This is a genomic window from Marinobacter sp. CHS3-4, assembly GCF_030053415.1.
In the GTDB taxonomy this organism is placed as follows: Bacteria; Pseudomonadota; Gammaproteobacteria; order Pseudomonadales; family Oleiphilaceae; genus Marinobacter.
This window is the reverse complement of sequence record NZ_JASGBJ010000002.1, coordinates 293,518-310,911: the sequence shown is the minus strand read 5'-3', so window position 1 is coordinate 310,911 and position 17,394 is coordinate 293,518. Positions and strand designations below refer to the sequence as shown.

The 17,394-nt window shown below is 54.3% G+C and carries 20 protein-coding genes; 5 read left to right on the top strand and 15 right to left on the bottom strand.

The features are described from left to right. Positions 1–10: 10 nt before the first annotated feature. The 4 genes from hemH to QLQ17_RS09410 form a co-directional block, all read right to left on the bottom strand. Positions 11–1,120, bottom strand: coding sequence for a ferrochelatase (gene hemH, locus QLQ17_RS09425; protein WP_283209332.1), 1,110 nt, complete (start codon positions 1,118–1,120; stop codon positions 11–13). 33 nt (positions 1,121–1,153) lie between these two features. Next, positions 1,154–1,579, bottom strand: coding sequence for a protein tyrosine phosphatase family protein (locus QLQ17_RS09420; protein WP_283209331.1), 426 nt, complete (start codon positions 1,577–1,579; stop codon positions 1,154–1,156). 82 nt (positions 1,580–1,661) lie between these two features. After that, complete coding sequence (locus tag QLQ17_RS09415) at positions 1,662–2,087, bottom strand: YeeE/YedE family protein (protein ID WP_283209330.1); 426 nt, start codon at positions 2,085–2,087, stop codon at positions 1,662–1,664. Between the two features lie 3 nt (positions 2,088–2,090). Continuing rightward, the gene (locus QLQ17_RS09410) at positions 2,091–2,528 is read right to left on the bottom strand and encodes a YeeE/YedE family protein (RefSeq protein WP_283210141.1); all 438 of its coding nucleotides are present in this window, start codon (positions 2,526–2,528) and stop codon (positions 2,091–2,093) included. A 325-nt stretch (positions 2,529–2,853) separates the two neighbouring features. On the opposite strand from QLQ17_RS09410, the gene QLQ17_RS09405 reads away from it, so the two are divergent. Then, positions 2,854–3,273: a phasin family protein gene (locus QLQ17_RS09405; RefSeq protein ID WP_283209329.1), complete on the top strand. Its 420-nt coding sequence runs from the start codon at positions 2,854–2,856 to the stop codon at positions 3,271–3,273. 33 nt (positions 3,274–3,306) lie between these two features. Here QLQ17_RS09405 and QLQ17_RS09400 read toward each other — a convergent pair whose 3' ends face one another. The 10 genes from QLQ17_RS09400 to QLQ17_RS09355 all read right to left on the bottom strand — a co-directional run bounded on the left by QLQ17_RS09400 (position 3,307) and on the right by QLQ17_RS09355 (position 11,787). Then, on the bottom strand, positions 3,307–3,939 hold the full coding sequence (locus QLQ17_RS09400) for a TetR/AcrR family transcriptional regulator (protein WP_283209328.1): 633 nt from the start codon (positions 3,937–3,939) through the stop codon (positions 3,307–3,309). Between the two features lie 21 nt (positions 3,940–3,960). Next, complete coding sequence (gene xthA / locus QLQ17_RS09395) at positions 3,961–4,773, bottom strand: exodeoxyribonuclease III (RefSeq protein WP_283209327.1); 813 nt, start codon at positions 4,771–4,773, stop codon at positions 3,961–3,963. Positions 4,774–4,857: 84 nt separating this feature from the next. Beyond that, positions 4,858–5,592 (bottom strand): hypothetical protein, encoded by a 735-nt coding sequence (locus QLQ17_RS09390; RefSeq protein ID WP_283209326.1) that lies wholly within the window; start codon positions 5,590–5,592, stop codon positions 4,858–4,860. Then, positions 5,589–6,110, bottom strand: coding sequence for a DUF2878 domain-containing protein (locus QLQ17_RS09385; RefSeq protein ID WP_283209325.1), 522 nt, complete (start codon positions 6,108–6,110; stop codon positions 5,589–5,591). Before QLQ17_RS09385 ends, QLQ17_RS09390 begins: the two co-directional genes overlap by 4 nt. Then, on the bottom strand, positions 6,107–7,378 hold the full coding sequence (locus QLQ17_RS09380; protein WP_283209324.1) for an SAM-dependent methyltransferase: 1,272 nt from the start codon (positions 7,376–7,378) through the stop codon (positions 6,107–6,109). The genes QLQ17_RS09385 and QLQ17_RS09380 overlap by 4 nt, the downstream gene beginning before the upstream one ends. Next, a complete protein-coding gene (locus tag QLQ17_RS09375; protein WP_283210140.1) occupies positions 7,366–8,250 on the bottom strand; it encodes a DUF1365 domain-containing protein in 885 nt (294 codons plus the stop codon). Before QLQ17_RS09375 ends, QLQ17_RS09380 begins: the two co-directional genes overlap by 13 nt. A gap of 41 nt (positions 8,251–8,291) precedes the next feature. Beyond that, positions 8,292–9,557 carry an NAD(P)/FAD-dependent oxidoreductase gene (locus QLQ17_RS09370; RefSeq protein WP_283209323.1) on the bottom strand — a complete coding sequence of 422 codons (1,266 nt, stop codon included), beginning with the start codon at positions 9,555–9,557 and terminating at the stop codon, positions 8,292–8,294. Between the two features lie 33 nt (positions 9,558–9,590). Then, positions 9,591–10,370, bottom strand: a complete 780-nt coding sequence (locus QLQ17_RS09365; RefSeq protein ID WP_283209322.1) for an SDR family NAD(P)-dependent oxidoreductase — start codon at positions 10,368–10,370, stop codon at positions 9,591–9,593. Then, entirely contained in the window at positions 10,367–10,834 is a 468-nt protein-coding gene (locus QLQ17_RS09360) for a nuclear transport factor 2 family protein (RefSeq protein WP_283209321.1), read from the bottom strand. Before QLQ17_RS09360 ends, QLQ17_RS09365 begins: the two co-directional genes overlap by 4 nt. 2 nt (positions 10,835–10,836) lie before the next feature. Further along, positions 10,837–11,787 carry an acyl-CoA desaturase gene (locus tag QLQ17_RS09355; RefSeq protein WP_283209320.1) on the bottom strand — a complete coding sequence of 317 codons (951 nt, stop codon included), beginning with the start codon at positions 11,785–11,787 and terminating at the stop codon, positions 10,837–10,839. 114 nt (positions 11,788–11,901) lie between these two features. Here QLQ17_RS09355 and QLQ17_RS09350 point away from each other — a divergent pair, with 114 nt between their 5' ends. Continuing rightward, entirely contained in the window at positions 11,902–12,921 is a 1,020-nt protein-coding gene (locus tag QLQ17_RS09350) for an NAD(P)/FAD-dependent oxidoreductase (RefSeq protein ID WP_283209319.1), read from the top strand. 10 nt (positions 12,922–12,931) lie between these two features. Here the strand turns inward: QLQ17_RS09350 and QLQ17_RS09345 are convergent, their stop codons facing one another. Further along, a complete protein-coding gene (locus QLQ17_RS09345; protein WP_283209318.1) occupies positions 12,932–14,398 on the bottom strand; it encodes an HD domain-containing protein in 1,467 nt (488 codons plus the stop codon). A 113-nt stretch (positions 14,399–14,511) separates the two neighbouring features. Here QLQ17_RS09345 and QLQ17_RS09340 point away from each other — a divergent pair, with 113 nt between their 5' ends. Genes QLQ17_RS09340 through QLQ17_RS09330 form a run of 3 tightly spaced genes read left to right on the top strand, consistent with a single transcriptional unit; the run spans position 14,512 to position 17,373 of the window. Beyond that, positions 14,512–15,714, top strand: coding sequence for a PP2C family protein-serine/threonine phosphatase (locus QLQ17_RS09340; protein WP_283209317.1), 1,203 nt, complete (start codon positions 14,512–14,514; stop codon positions 15,712–15,714). Positions 15,715–15,757: 43 nt separating this feature from the next. Next, positions 15,758–16,249, top strand: a complete 492-nt coding sequence (locus QLQ17_RS09335) for an STAS domain-containing protein (RefSeq protein WP_283209316.1) — start codon at positions 15,758–15,760, stop codon at positions 16,247–16,249. 56 nt (positions 16,250–16,305) lie between these two features. Then, the gene (locus tag QLQ17_RS09330; RefSeq protein ID WP_283209315.1) at positions 16,306–17,373 is read left to right on the top strand and encodes an NAD(P)H-dependent glycerol-3-phosphate dehydrogenase; all 1,068 of its coding nucleotides are present in this window, start codon (positions 16,306–16,308) and stop codon (positions 17,371–17,373) included. Positions 17,374–17,394 lie beyond the last annotated feature (21 nt).

Below are 17,394 nucleotides of genomic sequence, written 5' to 3'. Positions count from 1 at the left end.
GACTCTGGAATCACAAGTCCCGGCCGGCATACTGTGCGTTCTTCTGCGCCTGTGCACGCTCAACTCTCGCGGAGAGCTCCTCCGGGCTGTTCTTGGGAATCTGCCAGCCTTGAAGATTTTCTTCAATCAGCTGGCTCAGCGCACGGATGTGGCCGCTGGTTGCGTTCAGTGCCGGAATGTAGCTAAAGCTTTCTCCGCCCGCTTCCTCAAAGTACTCCCGGTTTTCCTCATCAATCTCTTCGACGGTTTCCAGACAATCCGATGAGAAACCAGGACAGAAGACATCTATCGATTTTACACCCTTTTCCGGCAGGGACTTCAGCGTTTCGTCGGTGTAGGGCTGCAACCACTCCTCGCGCCCGAATCGAGATTGGAAGGTGGTCATGTAATCGTCACTCGATAAACCCAGCCGCTCGGCCAACAGGCGAGAGGTTTTATGGCACTCGCAGTGGTACGGATCGCCTTTGGTGAGGTATTTCAGGGGCACGCCGTGATAGGACAGAATCAGTTTCTGATTACGGCCATGAGCCTTCCAGTGGGCCTGAATATGCTCGGCCATGGCCTCGATGTAAGGCGGGTAGTCCGGGTAATGGGAAATAAATCGCAGATCCGGTAACCAGCGTCGCTTGGTAAAATCCTTTGCAATAGCGTCAAAGGTGCTCGCGGAGGTAGATGCTGAATACTGAGGATACAGCGGAAGAACCAGTAACTTGCGGACACCCTGCGATTGCAGCTCGTCCAGCACCTGACCAATGCCAGGATTGCCGTAGCGCATAGCAAAAGCCACCAACAGATTGTTGCCGTATTTGCCCTGCAGTTCCTTTCTGATGCCCTCTGCCTGGTTGGCAGTGTGTATGAGCAGCGGCGAACCCTCTGGTTGCCAGACTCCAGAATAAGCTTTCGCCGAGCGGCTGGGCCGAATCCTCAGGATGATTCCGTGCAGGATCATCCACCAAATGGGTCTGGGTACTTCAACCACCCTCGGGTCCCACAGGAACTCGGCCAGATAACGACGAAGGGCAGAGGTGGTGGGCGCATCCGGAGTGCCTAGATTGGTAACCAATACGCCTATTTTTTCTGGGTGGTCGTGACTGAAGTTCGCGGTACCCGTGTACTGCATGATGGTGGATCCTGCTGCTGGTGCGAATCGGGTTTATTGTCCGGCCTGCTGTGCCATGCGAGGAGTCAGGCCACTGATGTCGTAACCGGCGCCGCGAGCTTTATTGATGATTTCATCTGCAGGCTCTCGTCTGGCTGAGCTGAGGGCCCAGAGCACGGTACAGCGGGTGCCACTGCGACAGAAAGCTAGTACGGGGGTGTCTGCTTCACGGATCATCTGGTCAAACCGATCAACATCACTGTCAAGAATATTACCGGACTCTACGGGTTGATAGATCCATTTCAGACCGTTTGCTTCCGCGGCCGCTTCCAGGTCACTCATGGGTGGCTGGCCCGGCTCTTCGCGGTCGGGTCGGTTTGCAACGATGGTTTTGAACCCTTGTTTTGCCAACTCTGCGATATCGTTGACTGCCAGCTGCGGGGAAACCGCAATGCGGTCATCAATCGGTCTGATGTCCATAGAATCTCCTGATCGGAAACAAAAAAAGCGACAGCCATCATGCCACAGGCGGCATTGACTGTCAGAGGCCTTTGAGGTTGGTTTAGGCCGGAGCCCGAAGTTTTTCGGCAACTTCAAAAATCATCATGCCGGCGACCATCGCCAGGACAAACACGAAGGCTTTCTGCTCACCCGCACCCAGAGCGACCATGGCGGGCCCTGGACAGAAGCCGGCAATCCCCCAGCCGGCACCGAACATCAGGCTACCGACCACCAGGCGTTTGTCGATAGAGGTTTTGTTCGGGATGGAAAACTCACGTCCGAAGAACGTCATCGGACGTTTTCCTGCCCACTGAAACGCGAAAACGCCAATGACAATGGCACCGGCCATCACCAGTGCCAGAGAGGGATCCCACTGGCCCGCCAGGTCCAGGAAACCTAGAACCTTTTCGGGATTGGCCATACCACTGAGAATAAGCCCGAAACCGAAGACCAGGCCTGCGATGAGCGATGCAATGCTGTAGGCCATGATTCAGGCTCCTCCAATCAGGTGTCGGATGATGTAAACAGTGACGAAACCGGCGCCCATAAAGCTCAGCGTGGCAACCAGTGAGCGCATCGAAAATCGCGAGAGCCCGCAAACGCCATGGCCGCTGGTACAACCCGAGCCGTATCGTGTACCAATGCCAACAAGCAGTCCGGCGCTGATCAATGCCGGGTAGCCAGCATTGATTTCAATTGCCGGCCGCTCGGCAGCCAGCAACCAGAGCAGGGGCGCGAGCAGTAACCCGCTGATGAACGCAATTCGCCAGGGCAGGTCGGAGCCTCTCGTTGTCAGCAGGCTACCGAGAATGCCGCTAATACCGGCAATTCGTCCGTTAAACAAAAGCAGGATAGCCGCAGCGGCACCAATCAAGGCGCCGCCGGCCAAAGCGGTCCAGGGGGTGAATTGTGCCCAGGCAATGTCCATCATGATGTCCTCATTTAAGCAAGTTATAACCTAATGACCTAAGTATATAACTAAAACGCGGGAACAAAAAAGCCCGGCGCTGATGGCCGGGCAGAGGCGTGCGAGTAGTATCCATGAAAGACTTCCAGACAACCGATGTCAGCAGGGACACCGGTCTATCCAGTATTGTACAAAATCTGTGCAAATCAAGCGTAGCTGATGGGTTGATTGATCACATTTTTGCATATTCAGGCAGCGCTTATACTAAGGCGCATGAAATGGCTATTTGGCGCCCTGGTGTAATACAATCAGGCTCTGTAACCAGTCAACGCTCCAGAGGTTTTGCATGTCTGACGAAAACGATCAAAAGCCGGAAACCGACGACCAGCTCGCCGGCAAGATAAAAGGTTCTGCACGGCAAATCTGGCTGGCGGGTCTGGGCGCTTATACCAAAGCGGAGGATGACGCCGGTAAATTTTTCGAGCGGCTGGTCCAGGAGGGCGAGCAGCTGGAAACGAAAACCCGTGGCGTGGTGGAAAAGCAGATCAAAACCGTTGAAGAGCGGGTTGGTGACGTTCGCCAGAGAGCGACGGGCACCTGGGATCGACTTGAGCACATGTTCGATGAACGGGTTTCCGGGGCACTGCGTCGCCTCGGGATTCATCGCCGGGAAGAAATAGAAGCGATGGAGCGCCGCATTCAGGCGCTGGAAGCGGAGCTCGAAGGCCTCCGTGACAAATATGAGGACAGGTCAGAAGAAGAGTGAGCACCTGGCCACGTTGGGCCAGGGCTGTCATCGTCAGTTGATGTAGTCCTGGCTCATCATGGCAATTTCTGTCTGCTCGTCCTCACCAAAATACGGCAGCATCAGGTACATCATCTGATACACCCCACGCCCCGGGTCTACCGCATCTCGATCTCCCAGATGAGACAGGCTATCAAAACTACTCCAATAACAAGCAGTTAAAGTGAGCTGTTCACAAAGAGCGTGAAGTTCGCTGTCGCTGATTGTCATCAGCTTCTGACGCCGGAAGCTTTCGCACAAGGTGCGAAAACCGTCGGTCTTCTTTTTAAGGATTCGGCGAAAACGCGTTTGCAATTGGTCGTAGCGCGACAGGACGTTGACCAGGTCTTGATAAAGAAAGCGATAGCGGGCGACTGTCTCAAACATCAAGTGCAGGAAAAAGCTTTGCTGGTCGAGGGAAATATCGGCATCTTCCGGAACCGCCAGCAGGTCCGCCATCTCGTGCTCGTAGCTGTCGAACAATTCCTCAACAATGTCGCCCTTGCTTTTGAAGTGGTAGTACAGGTTACCAGGGCTGATATCCAGTTCGTCTGAAATCAGCAAGGTCGTCACATTAGGCTCGCCGATGCTGTTAAACAGCGCCAGGCTGGCATTTAGAATACGATCGCGGGTTTTGACTTTTTTCATGTCGCCTGCCGGATCTGGCGGTTAGAGATCGAAGCTGGCCCAAACCGGACAATGGTCTGATGGCCGCTCCATGGCCCGAACATCATAGCTGACTCCAGCGGACTTGGCCCGTGCAGACAGCTCATTACTGGCCATGATCAGATCAATTCGAAGGCCCCGTTTGGGTTCGCGTTCAAAGCCTCGGCTACGGTAGTCAAACCAGCTGAAGGTGTCTGCCTCATTCGGGTGAAGCTGGCGGAATACGTCGGTCAGACCGCGGCTTTGCACCTGTTCGAGCCACTCTCGCTCTTCCGGCAGGAAGCTGCATTTACCGGTTCTGAGCCAGCGCTTGGCGTTATCTGCACCGATACCGACGTCCAGATCTGTCGGTGAGATATTGATATCACCCATCACGACAAGATCATCGGTTGTGTCTTTGATCTCATCGAGGTATCGCATCAAATCGGCGTAAAACCGCTCTTTGGCAGGGAACTTGACCGGATGATCCCGGCTTTCACCTTGGGGAAAATAACCGTTGATCACTGTTAGAGTTCGGCCGTTGACGTCAAATCGACCCGTAATCAGGCGACGTTGAGCATCCTCTTCATCCCAGGGATAGCCTTTCTGTACAGAGACAGGTTCGGCCCGTGAGAGCAGGGCGACGCCGTAATGGGTTTTCTGACCGTGGTAATGGACGTGATAGCCAAGTTCGCGGATCGCTGCTTCCGGAAATTCCGCATCAGTGACTTTGGTTTCCTGCAGGCCGATGAAGTCCGGGTTTAACGCCTCGATGACGGCTTCGAGCTGGTGAAGACGGGTGCGTATACTGTTGACGTTAAAAGACACGAACATCATGGGGCATCGGGCTCCTAGTTCAAAGCAGAAAACCCGAAGCGTACCACATTGAAGCCTTCTGACGCTCTGGTAACAAGGCCAGTGTTATTGGGTCAGGGCGCACTCCGGGGCGGCTTCAATGCTATAGCGAATGTGGGTTATGTAGTTGGTGTCTTCGTTCTTGCGGATGTTCGACAACCCCAGATAATCTGTCAGCATGCCGTCGGAGTTGTACCCAAGTAGAATCGGGTCAACCAGAAAGCCCATCAGTGTGCCTGATGGTAAAATCTTGACCTGGTAGGGGGCATCGATACGCTCATCATCATTGGGCTCCAGAGTGAATCCATAATAGTCGCCGCGCGTTGGTGCCAGGATGTCGAAATCCACAGAATTGCCGCGTTCAACCACTTCTGCCCAGTTTTGACGAACAAAATTGTCGAAACCCGAATCGGCGACCAGATCCTCATGTACGTCAACCGTGAAGCTTTTCGTCTTGCCGGTCGGCGTCTGCCAGTCAATGCTGATTAACTCGTCATTTGGATTGGCAATCTCCATGCGTTCGGAAAAGTCCGGTTGCTGAAAATCCACGGTCGGGCGGAGTGCGGACTGGCTGTAATCCAGATCTTTGGTGGCAAACGGTTCCGTGTCACCACGGCGATAGACAACAGTGTGTTCTCTGGGCCGGAAAATGCCGCTCTGGCATTCACCGGTGATGGTGTGGGTTTCCTTGTAGATCACGTCACCGCCGCCGACAGGTTTGGCTGTTCCGGTGAAGCGCGCTTCAGCGGCCAGCCCCGCGACGGGCAAAGCGAGCGCGACGACAGTGGTCAGTGTTTTCATTGAGCCAGCTCCGGGTACAACGTTTTTCGGACGTACAGCAGTAGAGGGAAAATCACGAGCCAACCAAGTGCGAGGGCAGTCAGGGAAAACGCCAGGTCCGGCATATCAACCGCCCCCATTTTACTGGCGGACCAATAGGCCAGAGGCCCGGCAACAGGCGCACAGACGAAAGGCAGCCAGGGCTTACTGCCAATCCAGGACAGCGAGTGTGAAAGGGTGGTCATAAAGGCTGCCCACAGGCCGATGATCCAGATAGGGGTAAGCTGAAAGTCGCTGACGCCGTTATCCAGCACGCCCAGGTTAAACCATAGACCATCGAGCAGACCGCCAAGCACCACACCAAAACCGATAAATTGCAGTTCGCTGGAGCGCGCCTGGCTGATAAACGTGAGGTGAAAGGCCAACAGCACCGCCACTCCACCAACAGCCGCCAGCCCCGGATACAGCACACACGCAAACCAACCAGCCTGAAAGAGAACAAAGTTGATGACGTTTCGGACGGTATCAGACTGAATCATGGGCTCAGGATATTGCTGCGTTTGTTCTGGGGTTTGGCGAAAACCAGTTGGGAGACGCCAATGGCTCTTTCGGTGAATCCCGCTTCGCAATAGGCGAAATAGAACTCCCAGAGTCGTTGGAATTCATCGTCATAGCCGGCCCGGGTCAATTGAGCACTGTTCGCCATAAAACGCTGGCACCAATCCCGCAAGGTTCGGGCATAGTGGAAGCCAATGTCTTCGGCGTGAGTCATCACAAGATCCGATCCTTTACGAACAGACCCCAGAATGGCGCCGAACGAAGGTATGAAGCTGCCCGGGAAAATAAAGCGCTGAATAAAATCGACGTTTTTCAGGGCGCGCTCGTACCGTTGCTCCGGCATGTTGATCGCCTGCACCAGAGCCAGACCGTCTGGTTTCAACAAGCGACTGATCTGAGAGAAGTAACTGTCCAGAAATTGCGGACCTACCGCTTCAATCATTTCGATGGACACCAGCTTGTCGAACTGGCCTTCGAGATCCCGATAATCGTCAAACAGCAGAGTGATGCGATCTTCCAGCCCTTCCGATTTGACCTTTTCACGGGCGAAATCCAGCTGTTCCTGTGAAATCGTGGTGGTAGTGACGTGGCAGCCGTAGTACTTCGCTGCGTGTACCGCAAAACCGCCCCATCCCGTGCCTATTTCAATGACGCGGTCTTCCGGCTGGAGGTTCAGTTTCCGGCAAATGGTGTCCAGTTTGTAAACGGCTGCTTCGTCCAGGGTTGCGTCTTCCGATGGGTAAATGGCCGACGAGTACATCATGGTCGGATCCAGAAACGTCTCGAACAGATCATTGCCCAGGTCGTAGTGGGCGCTGATGTTTTTCCTTGAACCGTCTCTGGTGTTTCGATTTAGCCAGTGAAGACCCTTCAGCGCGGGTTTGGTCACCCAGCTGAAACGGTCTTCAAACTGGTTCATGTCGTCCAGATTGCGGGTAAATAATCGCAACAGGGCAACCAGGTCCGGCGTGGTCCAGTCTTTGGCGACAAACGCCTCGGCAGCGCCAATACTTCCCCCGGTAAGGAGGTCTTTCCAGGCGCTATGATGGTTTATGTTCATCTCGGCGGCAGGAAACCTGGTGTCGCCGTCACCAAAGGTCAGGGTAGAACCATTGCCTTCGGCAATTTTCAGTGTGCCAAACCTTAGCTGCGACAACTGCTTGCACACCAGTGAGCGGGCAACCCGGCTGGTCAGGCTTCCCCGATCAATAACGTCTGTTGTCGGATACTGTGTATTCAGGTTCTCCATGAGCTTACCTTTCCGGTTGTTGTTGCCCGATCGTCGGTTGGTGAAACCGTTTGGCCGGTGTCTTCTGTTCCCCGGCGGTACGTTGGATCCTGCTCTGGGAGCTTGTCGGGGTGTGTAAAAAACGGCACTCCCTTGAGCTTCAACTTCAGCGCATGCCAATAAATGCCGGCGGTTACCTTGAAAGCTTCCAGCGGAAATTCCCGCAGGCTCTTGTGCAATGTTTTACGATCAAGTGGGGTGCGATAGACCACCAGAGTTGCGTCAAACTGCTTGGTGTCGTCTTGCAGGATGTTCATGTGAATACGCAATTCTGGGCCCCGGAAACTGAAGGTCCACCGGTAATGCTGATCCATTGGGTTAAATGGCGATACGTGGAAGCGTTTGCTGAATTCGAACCGCTCGCTCGACCAGCCACTTTCGGCAGGTCCTGTCCGCTGGGTTTCCAGGCAGTAGGTGTGGCGTTCCTTCCAGGGCGTGTTGGTAATCTGGGCCAGAATCACTTTTGGCACGGCGCCTTCGGACGGCCGAGCTCCCGCTTCATAGCAAAAGTAGAAGCTCACCGGGTTGAATACGTAACCGAAGTAGCGAGGGTGGGTGATCAGCTGTATTGCGCCGTCCGGTCGCCAGCCAGTGGCCTTTTCGACCTGATCAGATACCGCATTCAATATATCCGGCTCGTCTGGATTGAAATAGTCGGCTCTGCGGAGGGACAGCCAGTTGAACCGCTCCAGAGAAAACAGACGGCTGATGTCGGTAACCGAGTCCCATTCCCTTAAGTCCAGCGCCAGCATACCGGTGTGGTAGAAAAACTCGTGTTTTACCGGGGCTATCCGGCGGTGGCGAATTGTTCCCTCAAGCCACTGGCTTTGCAGACCGGTTGCCAGGATGTGGCGAGACCAGGCGGCGGTCATGGCTACAACTCCACTCCGAAGGCGCTGGCGACTCGCAAAGCGCTGCATACCCCGTCTTCATGAAACCCGTTAAACCAGTAGGCACCACAGAAGTGACTGCGGTTCTGGTTGCCGATATCGTCATAGCGATTCTGGGCGGCGACGCCTTCAAGACTGAAAACAGGGTGTGAATACTCAAAGCGCTTGATGATCTTTTCCGGATCGATATCGCGAGTGCGATTCAGCGTCACACAGAAAGTCTCTTCCGCGTCATGAAAATTCTGCAGAATGTTCATGTTGTAGGTGACCGATACCGGCTCGGTACTGTGGCTGGGGATAAAGTAATTCCAGGCGGCCCACGCCCGACGGTTAGAAGGCAGGACCGAGCTGTCTGTGTGCAGCACTACGTCATTGTTCTGGAAGGGGATGGCGCCCAGTACCTCCCGTTCCTGATCCGTTGGGTTCTGGATCATTTGCAGGGCCTGATCGCTGTGGCAGGCGAACACTACCTGATCGAAACGTTCGCGTTTTCCGTTTACCTCCACAGTCACTCCGTCCGCATCCCTGGTGACCGACTGCACCGGGCTGTTCAGATGAGTTCGGTCACCCAGGCGGTTCATCATGGCTTCCACGTAGGTGGCCGAGCCACCTGAAATCACTCGCCACGTGGGCCTGTCGTCCACGGATAACATGCCGTGATTGTTAAAAAACTGAAGGAAGAAGCGAATAGGGAACTGTTCCAGCACAATTTCCGGTGCAGACCATATCGCGGCCCCCATCGGCACGATGTAGTAGTTACGGAAATAACGGGAATAGCCATTACGATTGAGGTATTCGCCAAGGGTTTCCTCATCGTTTATGGCGCCAGAGGCGAGGTCTTCCCGGGATTCCTTGTTAAATCGAAGAATCTCCCGAATCATTTTCAGAAACGGCAGGTTGAGAAGGTTTGAGCGCTGGGCAAACAGCGTATTGAGACTGGTACCGTTGTACTGCAGGCCAGTGGCATGGCAATCCACGCTGAAACTCATATCACTGACTTCCGACGCCACCCCCAACCGATCCATCAATTTGATGAAGTTCGGGTAAGTCCAATCGTTAAAAACGATAAACCCGGTATTCACCGGCCAGGTCTTCCCGCCAAGGGGAACCCTTTCTGTGTTGGTGTGGCCTCCTGCGTAGTCACTCGCTTCGTAAAGCTGGACATCGTGCTTTTCGGCCAACAACCAGGCAGTCGTTAATCCGGATACGCCCGCACCAATTACTGCGATTCGCTGGCTGGGTTGGCTCATTCCTTCTTCCTTTCATATTCCAATGTTAAGTGCTCAGGCTTGCTGCCGGCTCATGCTGGCAGACATCCGGTCTATCAGGGTCTGGGGCAGCGCGCCCAGGAGTTTGAGGCTCCAGGTGAATCTTTTAGGGAATGCGATCTCCCGTTTGCCCTTTGAAAGGCCTTTCACAATGCGGTTGGCGGCGTCTTCTGCGCTCACCAGAAACGGCATGGGAAAGTCGTTTTTGTCAGTCAATGGCGTTTTTACGAATCCGGGCGACACCACAACCACGTCGATGCCCTCGGCGGCGAGATCCGCACGCAATGCATGGGCGAAATAGGTTAATGCCGCTTTTGAGGCACCGTAGCCTTCAGCTCTACCAAACGGGAACCACCAGGCTGATGAGCTTACGATGACCAATGTGGCGGGCTCGCCTTTCTGAACTGACCGACGAAGCGCGGGCAAGGCAATGTCCAGGCTTCGGGCCGTTCCCACGACGTTTGTCACGACGTTATTCTCGATAACAGAGCTGTCGTACTGGCTTACGTCCAGATATTCGCAGGTTCCTGCATTCAGGATTGCCATGTTCAGGCTGCCATGGCTCTCCAGCGAACCTTCAATCGCTGACAGATCCTCACGATTGGTGGTATCTGCGCGTGCCGTGGTGATTTTGTCATCACCGGAACGCTTCAATTCGTCCAGCGCTTCCTGGCGACGGCCGGTAACGATCACGTGATGTCCGTGTTCTACCAAGACCTTTGTCACGGCCTCTCCAATGCCCGAACTGGCACCGGTAATCCAGATGTTGGAAGGGGATTGCAGACGCTGGCTCATCCTGCCTTGCTCCTTATCCAGCGAATGGCCTTGCCCAGAACTGGCAGATTTTCATACAACAATTGGCCGACGTCGAAATAGTCACGGTGGTGGGTGACCTTTCCGTTATGGATCGCCAGCTGGCTGATGCCGTCAACATTAACCTGCTTCCCGCTCCGGATGCGCTTGTGACGAAGCCGCATGATCCAGGGGATGCAAACATCCCGGCCGTTGATCACGGGTTCGCCAAAGTCGAAATGACAGGAAATAACGTTGGCGTAGGCGCCAGAAAAGTAGGCTGTCAGATCTTCAATGCCGTTAACAGATGAGAACGGATCCTGAAATTTAACATCGTCACTGTATACGTTCCTGATGTCCTTGACGTTGCCAGAAGACAGGTTGTTAAACAGCTGGGTGAACTGCTTGAGCGTCTGCGTGACAGTCGCGCCCCCTTTACCCATATCAATGACCGAGGCAGTACTCATGGTCACTTCCTCCTCATTTTATCGAGTTGTTGGGTTTCTTCCTGTATGTGCTTGGGAATCGGGTTCATATCCCAGATGATGCCGAGCTTGGACAGTAGCCATAACCCATACCAGGTTACGTCGATCTCGTACCAGCGGAAGCCCTGGCGAACCGATTGCGGCCAGCGATGATGATTGTTGTGCCAGCCTTCACCCAGCGTAATGAGCGCCAGCCAGAAATTGTTACGGCTGTCATCCGAGGTTTCGAAGCGTCGCTTGCCCCACACATGGGACAGCGAGTTGATCGACACCGTGGCGTGAAACAGAACAACCGTGGAGATGAAAAAGCCCCAGACCAGCATCTGCAGACCGTTGGTGCCAAGCTGAGGAGCGGTGGCTGCCAGCAACTCGCCCAGGCCATAAATCGCCACAGCCGCCAGGGCAGGGACAAGCGAGTCAAACCGATTGAGGAACTTCAGTTCCGGGTACTTCAGCCAGTCTTTTACCCTGCGTTCGTCCATTGCGAAGCCTGCGTCGCAGGTGAACCAGCCAACATGTGCCCACCAGAAACCGCCCTGATGTGGTGAGTGGAGGTCTTTCTCATCATCAGAGTGCTGGTGATGATGGCGGTGGTGGGCAGCCCACCACAGCGGCCCGCGTTGAGCGGCGCTGGCGCCAAGCACTCCAAACAAAAACTGAGCAACCCGACTCGTTTTAAAGGTTTTGTGGGCGAAATACCGGTGATAGAAGCCCGTAATAGCAAACATTCGAACGGCAAAAAACGCGATTGCAAACCCAACTGCAAAGGGGCTGGTTCCGGTCACAATGACCAACAAACAGGCGAGGTGAAGTGCAATAAACGGAAGCACCCTGATCATGTTGAACGACCGGGAACTCACGTTGAGGTGATCCGAACCTGCGGAGGAGTCGAACCATCTCAGAATGTTTGTGAGCCAGTTTTGAACTCGGGTCATACCCTGCTTGCCTTGTGTTTCATGGTTTAAACTTCGTTGTGCGCTTGTTTGATACTTAACCAAACGCTCACACCTCTTACGTTCAATCAACCTTTGTTGGATGCATTCTTAACAATGATTAACCAAACGCAATTACCGTCAGATGTACGTTCAGTCGCCGTTATTGGTTCAGGCATGGCAGGGCTTTGCGCAGGCATATTGCTTAAAGAAAAAGGGTGTGAGGTTACTGTCTTTGAAAAGAGTCGGGGGCCAGGAGGCCGTCTCGCGTCGAAAAGGGTGGAAGGGGGCTCGGCGGACATTGGTGCTCAGTACTTTACGGTACGAAGCCCCGGATTCAGTCAGTTCCTGGAGCGCTACGCAGGGACCGACACTTACCAGCCTTGGCAGGGAAGATTTGGCTACCAGAAAGGCGAGAATCACTGGGAAGCTTTCCCGGAAGAAGACCGCTACGTAGGGGTGCCGCGCATGACAGCGATAAGCCGAGCGCTGTCCGCACATGTAGATGTGTTAGCACAAACGCGAATTCATAGTTTCAACCGTTCAACGGATTCCAATCGTTGGTCATTGGTTACAACTGAGGGCGAGAACCACGGCCCATACGATGCAGTGATCGTAACGGCACCGCCCGCCCAGACGATGGAGCTGCTTGCTAACAGCAATCTTCCGGCGCTGGCGGCCGAAATGGAAAAACCTGTGCAACACGTTCAGCCTTGCTGGGCGGTGGCCGCTCACTTTGCCGAATCACCGTTTGCCCATTACGACGGCATGAGGCCTATGAGCGAGATTCTGAGCTGGGTCGCCAACAATTCCAGCAAACCTGGCCGGGACGATGTGGGTCAGTGGTGGGTACTGCATGGCGCCCCCGAATGGTCCCACGCCAATGAACAAACTCCGGCGGACGAGGTAGCCCGACAGATGGTGAGTGAATTCCGGGCGATCACCGGTACAGAGCTTGAGCCCGATGGCCTGGTGCCTCACCGGTGGCTGTACGCCAAGTCCTCGGCCACTGAAACACCCGGATACCGCTGGTTCGACGATGAGCGTATCGGACTTGCAGGGGACTGGCTGGATGGCGGGCGTGTAGAGGGTGCCTTCAACAGTGCCAGCTCGCTGATTGAAGCGCTGAGTCGTTAAGCCTGACGGTTCAATTCTTTGTGGTCGAATCGGGCGGCGTGTAAAAGTGAGTGATAGTGCCGTCCTGAAACTTGCTGAAAAAGGCGCTGACTTCGGTAATTTTTTTCAGTGTTCGGGACCGGTCTATCGGGTCGCGCACCAACACTTTGATGCCGTTGAAATTGTCCTGGATATTCGAGAACCGCGCTTTCATTGAGCAGGTGACCACCCGATCCGGATCCAGTCCCAATTCACTCGCCAGCCAATGGCTGTGGCTGCTGATACCGTCGGGAGACAGATCTTCCCGGGTATCCAGGTGGTTCAGTTTTACTCGATCAACGATGCACCGGGAATAGCTGGCCGGGTTGTTCCGTGACACTTTGCGAAAAGCCTCCCAGAAGAAGCTGTCAGTAAGCTCTGCAAAGAGCCGCATATCGCTCAGGCAGGTATCGACCCATTCGAACTGCTCCGGGTCATCCAGCACTTCGTTGATGGCCTCCCGCAATAGCCAGTCAAAACCAAGCGCGGTTTTGTGGGCATAGACCTTCCGGTACATCTGGTGGCGGCTGTAGACGAAATCCTCCAGGGCTCCCAGCCCTTTCTGGGTGATCGCCAGCCCCAGCCAGGGTTCTTTGACGTTCCAGCCAAAGCGCAGGTTACTCAGCAAGTGGTCAAGGTTGAATCCGCCGATGGTGACCGACGAGTGAAAGCCGTCCCGGAGCATATAGTCGGCGCGGTCAGCGTCAATTTCACCCGAGACGATGGAAGACAGAAGGTCCATGACCAGTTTTGGGGTGTCTGACTCGCTGAGTACGCCGGAACCGGCGTCCTGTCCGGCAATGAAGTGCCAGAAGGTGCGGGCGTGCTGGCAAAAAGTGTCGCTGGGCCGGACGTCGGTCGTCTCCATGATGCCGATGACGTCTCGGGCGTCCAGGCCCGCGTCTTTCATATCAACGGCCGACAGAACGTCATGGGCCACTCGAACTGAATAATGTTCATGTTCCAGTTCGCCCGGGTCTGACGTGTGATACAGGGTGTAGTCGGCATCTTTCCACAAATCTTCAAACCGCCCCGGCCGTGCCATCAGTTCATGTATTCGTCGCGCCTGGGTGAACTGGTGGGAAAAACTGGAATGTCCGCTGTCGTGCAGCAGGCAGCCCAGGCGGATGATTTTTGCGAGGTAGTCGATGGCATCCAGCTGGCTCAGGCTCAAATCCGATTGGTCGCTGAGCTTGCGCTCTCTCAGATAGGCGTCGATCATCGAGCGGAACATGCGGGTCCCGACGTGCATCACGCCAATGCTATGGAGGAATCGGGAGTGTGTGGCGCCGGGGAATACCAGGCTAAGGATGTCGTTTTGACAGATATTCCTGAGGCGCTGGAACAATGGGTGGTCAATAACCTGAATTTCGTGCCGATACAGAGGGATACCACCGTGGACGGGGTCCATAATGAGCTTATCGTAGGCACCAAGCAGGTCGTTGACAGCACTTCGCATTGCTTCGTTCCTCCAAATTCCGGTCAAGATGCCTTGTTATATCACAAGGGCATGCCAGAATAGGTAACAGATGGGCGATTTTCCTTTTAACGCTGGCAGTTTAGGGCACAAACATGGCTTCGCGCACCGAGCGCATACTGATCATCGATTCTGACGAACACGCCCGTTCCGAGCTTGGCCGTTATCTGGTTGCCAGGGGATTCTATGTCACCGGTTATCCTGACCTGAGCTATGCTCGCTCGCTGTTCAATGATGATTCGCCTGACATCATTTTCGCGGACCTACCTCCCAGCGCCATTCAGGAACTGTCTGGGCGCCTGGAGGACGCGCAAGTATTTGCACCGATCGTGGCGATTTATCACACCACTCAGGCGAGAGATGTGATTGAAGCCATGCGGGCGGGCGCTGACGACGTGGTTCTGAAACCCTGTGCCGACGATAAAGGGGCGTTGGACGATGTTATCGGCAAACTGTTTGACCGGGTGCGACTGAACCGACTGAACCACCTTTACCGACAGGAGCTGGAAGAGGCCAACCGGGATTTACGGGATGGTATTGCAGAGCTCAGGGCAGATCAGAATGCGGGTCGGAAGGTTCAGTTGAAGATGTTGCCGGATCGTGAACAGGTCATGACCGGCTTGACGATTGACTATCTGATTAAGCCGTCGCTGTATTTGAGCGGCGATTTCCTCGATTATTTCCCTTTGTCAGACGACAAAATACTGGTATACATCGCCGATGTATCCGGCCATGGCGCCAGTTCAGCGTTCGTGACAGTGCTGCTGAAGAATCTGACCAACCGGTTGCAGCGCAATCTCCGCCGTGGTTCCAGTAGCGATATCCTTTATCCGGATCAGTTCCTTGAGCGAATCAATACAGAGTTGCTTGATACCGGGTTGGGTAAGCACGTAACGGTGTTTGTCGGGATCATCTCCATGTCGGAGCGTACATTACGATATTCCGTCGGTGCCCACTTCCCGCTTCCGATACTGTCGTTCGAGGGTGGCGAGAAACGATTTCTGGAAGGCAGTGGACTTCCGGTAGGCCTGTTCGAGGAGCCGGAATGGGAGGTTTATGAAGTGCCTTTGTACGAACCGTTTAATCTCATTCTCTTTTCCGATGGAATTCTGGAAGTTATCCGGGAAAAGTCTCTGGATGAAAAGGAACGCAGGCTACTTGAAGTCGTATCTGGAGGTAGTCACACTATCGCATCGTTAAGCGATGCTCTGAATCTGGACGAGATCACAGAGTTACCGGACGATATTGCTATTGTATCAGTGACGGATACAAGGTCCGTCATTAACGGGCCAACGTAATTATTTGATAGCGTGAATACGTGACAAAGTGGCAGTGAACTCAATGGCTGGCTATAAAATCCTGCAGGCGGAACAACAGGGCATTTATGTCCTCAAGTTTATCGGAGAAATCCGGCTAAACCTCTGTTCGACGCTGGACAACCTTGTTGAGTCCATCACGCAGGATCCGAATTTCAAAACGGTGGTGATCGATCTCACCGAAACCGAGATCATTGACAGCACCACGCTTGGTTTGCTGGCCAAAATCGCCATGGCCGCTCATAAACGCAGTCATTTCCTTCCAACCCTGATCTCGACCAATCCAGACATCACCCGCATCGCGACCTCCATGGGCTTCGACAAGATTTTCATCATTGTTCGCGAGCCGGCATCCCGCATTGAAGAACTCGAAGAAATACCGGTGCTGAAGGCCAGTGAACAGGAAGTTCGTGACAAAGTGCTTGAAGCCCATCGAGTACTCATGGGGATGAATACCCGTAACCGCGAAGAGTTCAAGAACCTTGTTCGCGCCCTGGAATGTGAAGAGCCGGGCTAAGCCCAGCTGACCCCCATTTACAACCATGAAAGGGAACCCGACTTAAGGGAACCGATATGTCTGAGAACGAAGAGGGAAACCAGGCCCCTATAACGGCCAGTGGCAAGCATGTAGCTGTGCTTGGCGGAGGCAGTTTCGGTACCGCCATGGCCAAAGTGCTGGCGGAAAATGGCCACACAGTGCATTTCTGGATGCGGGATCAGGCTCAGGCCGATGAGATACGAGATACCGGCTGCAACTCCCGTTATATGCCAGACGTGAAACTGGACGGTGATATTCAGACCACGACAGACCTGAAAGAGGCGGTTGGCAAAGCCGACACAGTGTTGGTGGCCATCCCCAGTAAGGCATTTCGCGCCGTTATCCGCGAAAACAGCGATGCGTTTCACGACGGACAAGTGGTTGTCAGCCTGACCAAAGGCATTGAGGAACACGGCTTCAAGTTAATGAGTGAGATTTTGCTTGAAGAAATTCCCCGGTGCCGCATCGGTGTATTGGGTGGCCCAAACCTGGCTGGCGAAATTGTCAGCCGTGATCTTACCGCCACCACCATCGCAGCCAAGGATCCGAATGTTAGGAACATCGTTCAGGAGTTGTTGGGGTGCGAGTATTTTCGTGTTTACGCCAATGTGGATGTTTACGGCGTTGAGCTGGCGGGCGCTCTGAAGAATATTTACGCCATCATTGCCGGCATGGCCGCGGCAAAAAATCTGGGCGAGAACGCGAAAGCGATGCTGATTACCCGTGGCCTTGCTGAAATGAGCCGGTTTGCGGTAAGCCTTGGCGCCAACCCCATGACCTTCATGGGCCTCGCAGGCGTTGGTGACCTGATCGTGACCTGTACGTCCTCAAAAAGCCGGAATTACCGGGTGGGTTATGCCGTTGGCCAGGGCAAAGACCTGGATGACGCCGTAACAGAGCTTGGCCAGGTGGCTGAAGGCATCTACACCCTCAAGCTGGTTAAAGAGAAATCCGAATCCATCGGCATATACATGCCCCTGGTACGCGGCCTTTACGAAATTCTGTATGACGGCGCGTCTATCAACGCTGTGATCAATAGCCTGATGATGTCCGTCCAGAACTCGGATGTTGAATTCATTCTGCCACGCACCATTTCTCAGTAGGCATGAACCCAATGAGGAGGC

Excerpts from the sequence above, each read along its gene's own strand:
- hemH (WP_283209332.1), bottom strand. The coding sequence starts at position 1,120 with ATGCAGTACACGGGTACCGCGAACTTCAGTCACGACCACCCAGAAAAA.
- QLQ17_RS09420 (WP_283209331.1), bottom strand. The coding sequence starts at position 1,579 with ATGGACATCAGACCGATTGATGACCGCATTGCGGTTTCCCCGCAGCTG.
- QLQ17_RS09415 (WP_283209330.1), bottom strand. The coding sequence starts at position 2,087 with ATGGCCTACAGCATTGCATCGCTCATCGCAGGCCTGGTCTTCGGTTTC.
- QLQ17_RS09410 (WP_283210141.1), bottom strand. The coding sequence starts at position 2,528 with ATGGACATTGCCTGGGCACAATTCACCCCCTGGACCGCTTTGGCCGGC.
- QLQ17_RS09405 (WP_283209329.1), top strand. The coding sequence starts at position 2,854 with ATGTCTGACGAAAACGATCAAAAGCCGGAAACCGACGACCAGCTCGCC.
- QLQ17_RS09400 (WP_283209328.1), bottom strand. The coding sequence starts at position 3,939 with ATGAAAAAAGTCAAAACCCGCGATCGTATTCTAAATGCCAGCCTGGCG.
- xthA (WP_283209327.1), bottom strand. The coding sequence starts at position 4,773 with ATGATGTTCGTGTCTTTTAACGTCAACAGTATACGCACCCGTCTTCAC.
- QLQ17_RS09390 (WP_283209326.1), bottom strand. The coding sequence starts at position 5,592 with ATGAAAACACTGACCACTGTCGTCGCGCTCGCTTTGCCCGTCGCGGGG.
- QLQ17_RS09385 (WP_283209325.1), bottom strand. The coding sequence starts at position 6,110 with ATGATTCAGTCTGATACCGTCCGAAACGTCATCAACTTTGTTCTCTTT.
- QLQ17_RS09380 (WP_283209324.1), bottom strand. The coding sequence starts at position 7,378 with ATGGAGAACCTGAATACACAGTATCCGACAACAGACGTTATTGATCGG.
- QLQ17_RS09370 (WP_283209323.1), bottom strand. The coding sequence starts at position 9,557 with ATGAGCCAACCCAGCCAGCGAATCGCAGTAATTGGTGCGGGCGTATCC.
- QLQ17_RS09365 (WP_283209322.1), bottom strand. The coding sequence starts at position 10,370 with ATGAGCCAGCGTCTGCAATCCCCTTCCAACATCTGGATTACCGGTGCC.
- QLQ17_RS09360 (WP_283209321.1), bottom strand. The coding sequence starts at position 10,834 with ATGAGTACTGCCTCGGTCATTGATATGGGTAAAGGGGGCGCGACTGTC.
- QLQ17_RS09355 (WP_283209320.1), bottom strand. The coding sequence starts at position 11,787 with ATGACCCGAGTTCAAAACTGGCTCACAAACATTCTGAGATGGTTCGAC.
- QLQ17_RS09350 (WP_283209319.1), top strand. The coding sequence starts at position 11,902 with ATGATTAACCAAACGCAATTACCGTCAGATGTACGTTCAGTCGCCGTT.
- QLQ17_RS09345 (WP_283209318.1), bottom strand. The coding sequence starts at position 14,398 with ATGCGAAGTGCTGTCAACGACCTGCTTGGTGCCTACGATAAGCTCATT.
- QLQ17_RS09340 (WP_283209317.1), top strand. The coding sequence starts at position 14,512 with ATGGCTTCGCGCACCGAGCGCATACTGATCATCGATTCTGACGAACAC.
- QLQ17_RS09335 (WP_283209316.1), top strand. The coding sequence starts at position 15,758 with ATGGCTGGCTATAAAATCCTGCAGGCGGAACAACAGGGCATTTATGTC.
- QLQ17_RS09330 (WP_283209315.1), top strand. The coding sequence starts at position 16,306 with ATGTCTGAGAACGAAGAGGGAAACCAGGCCCCTATAACGGCCAGTGGC.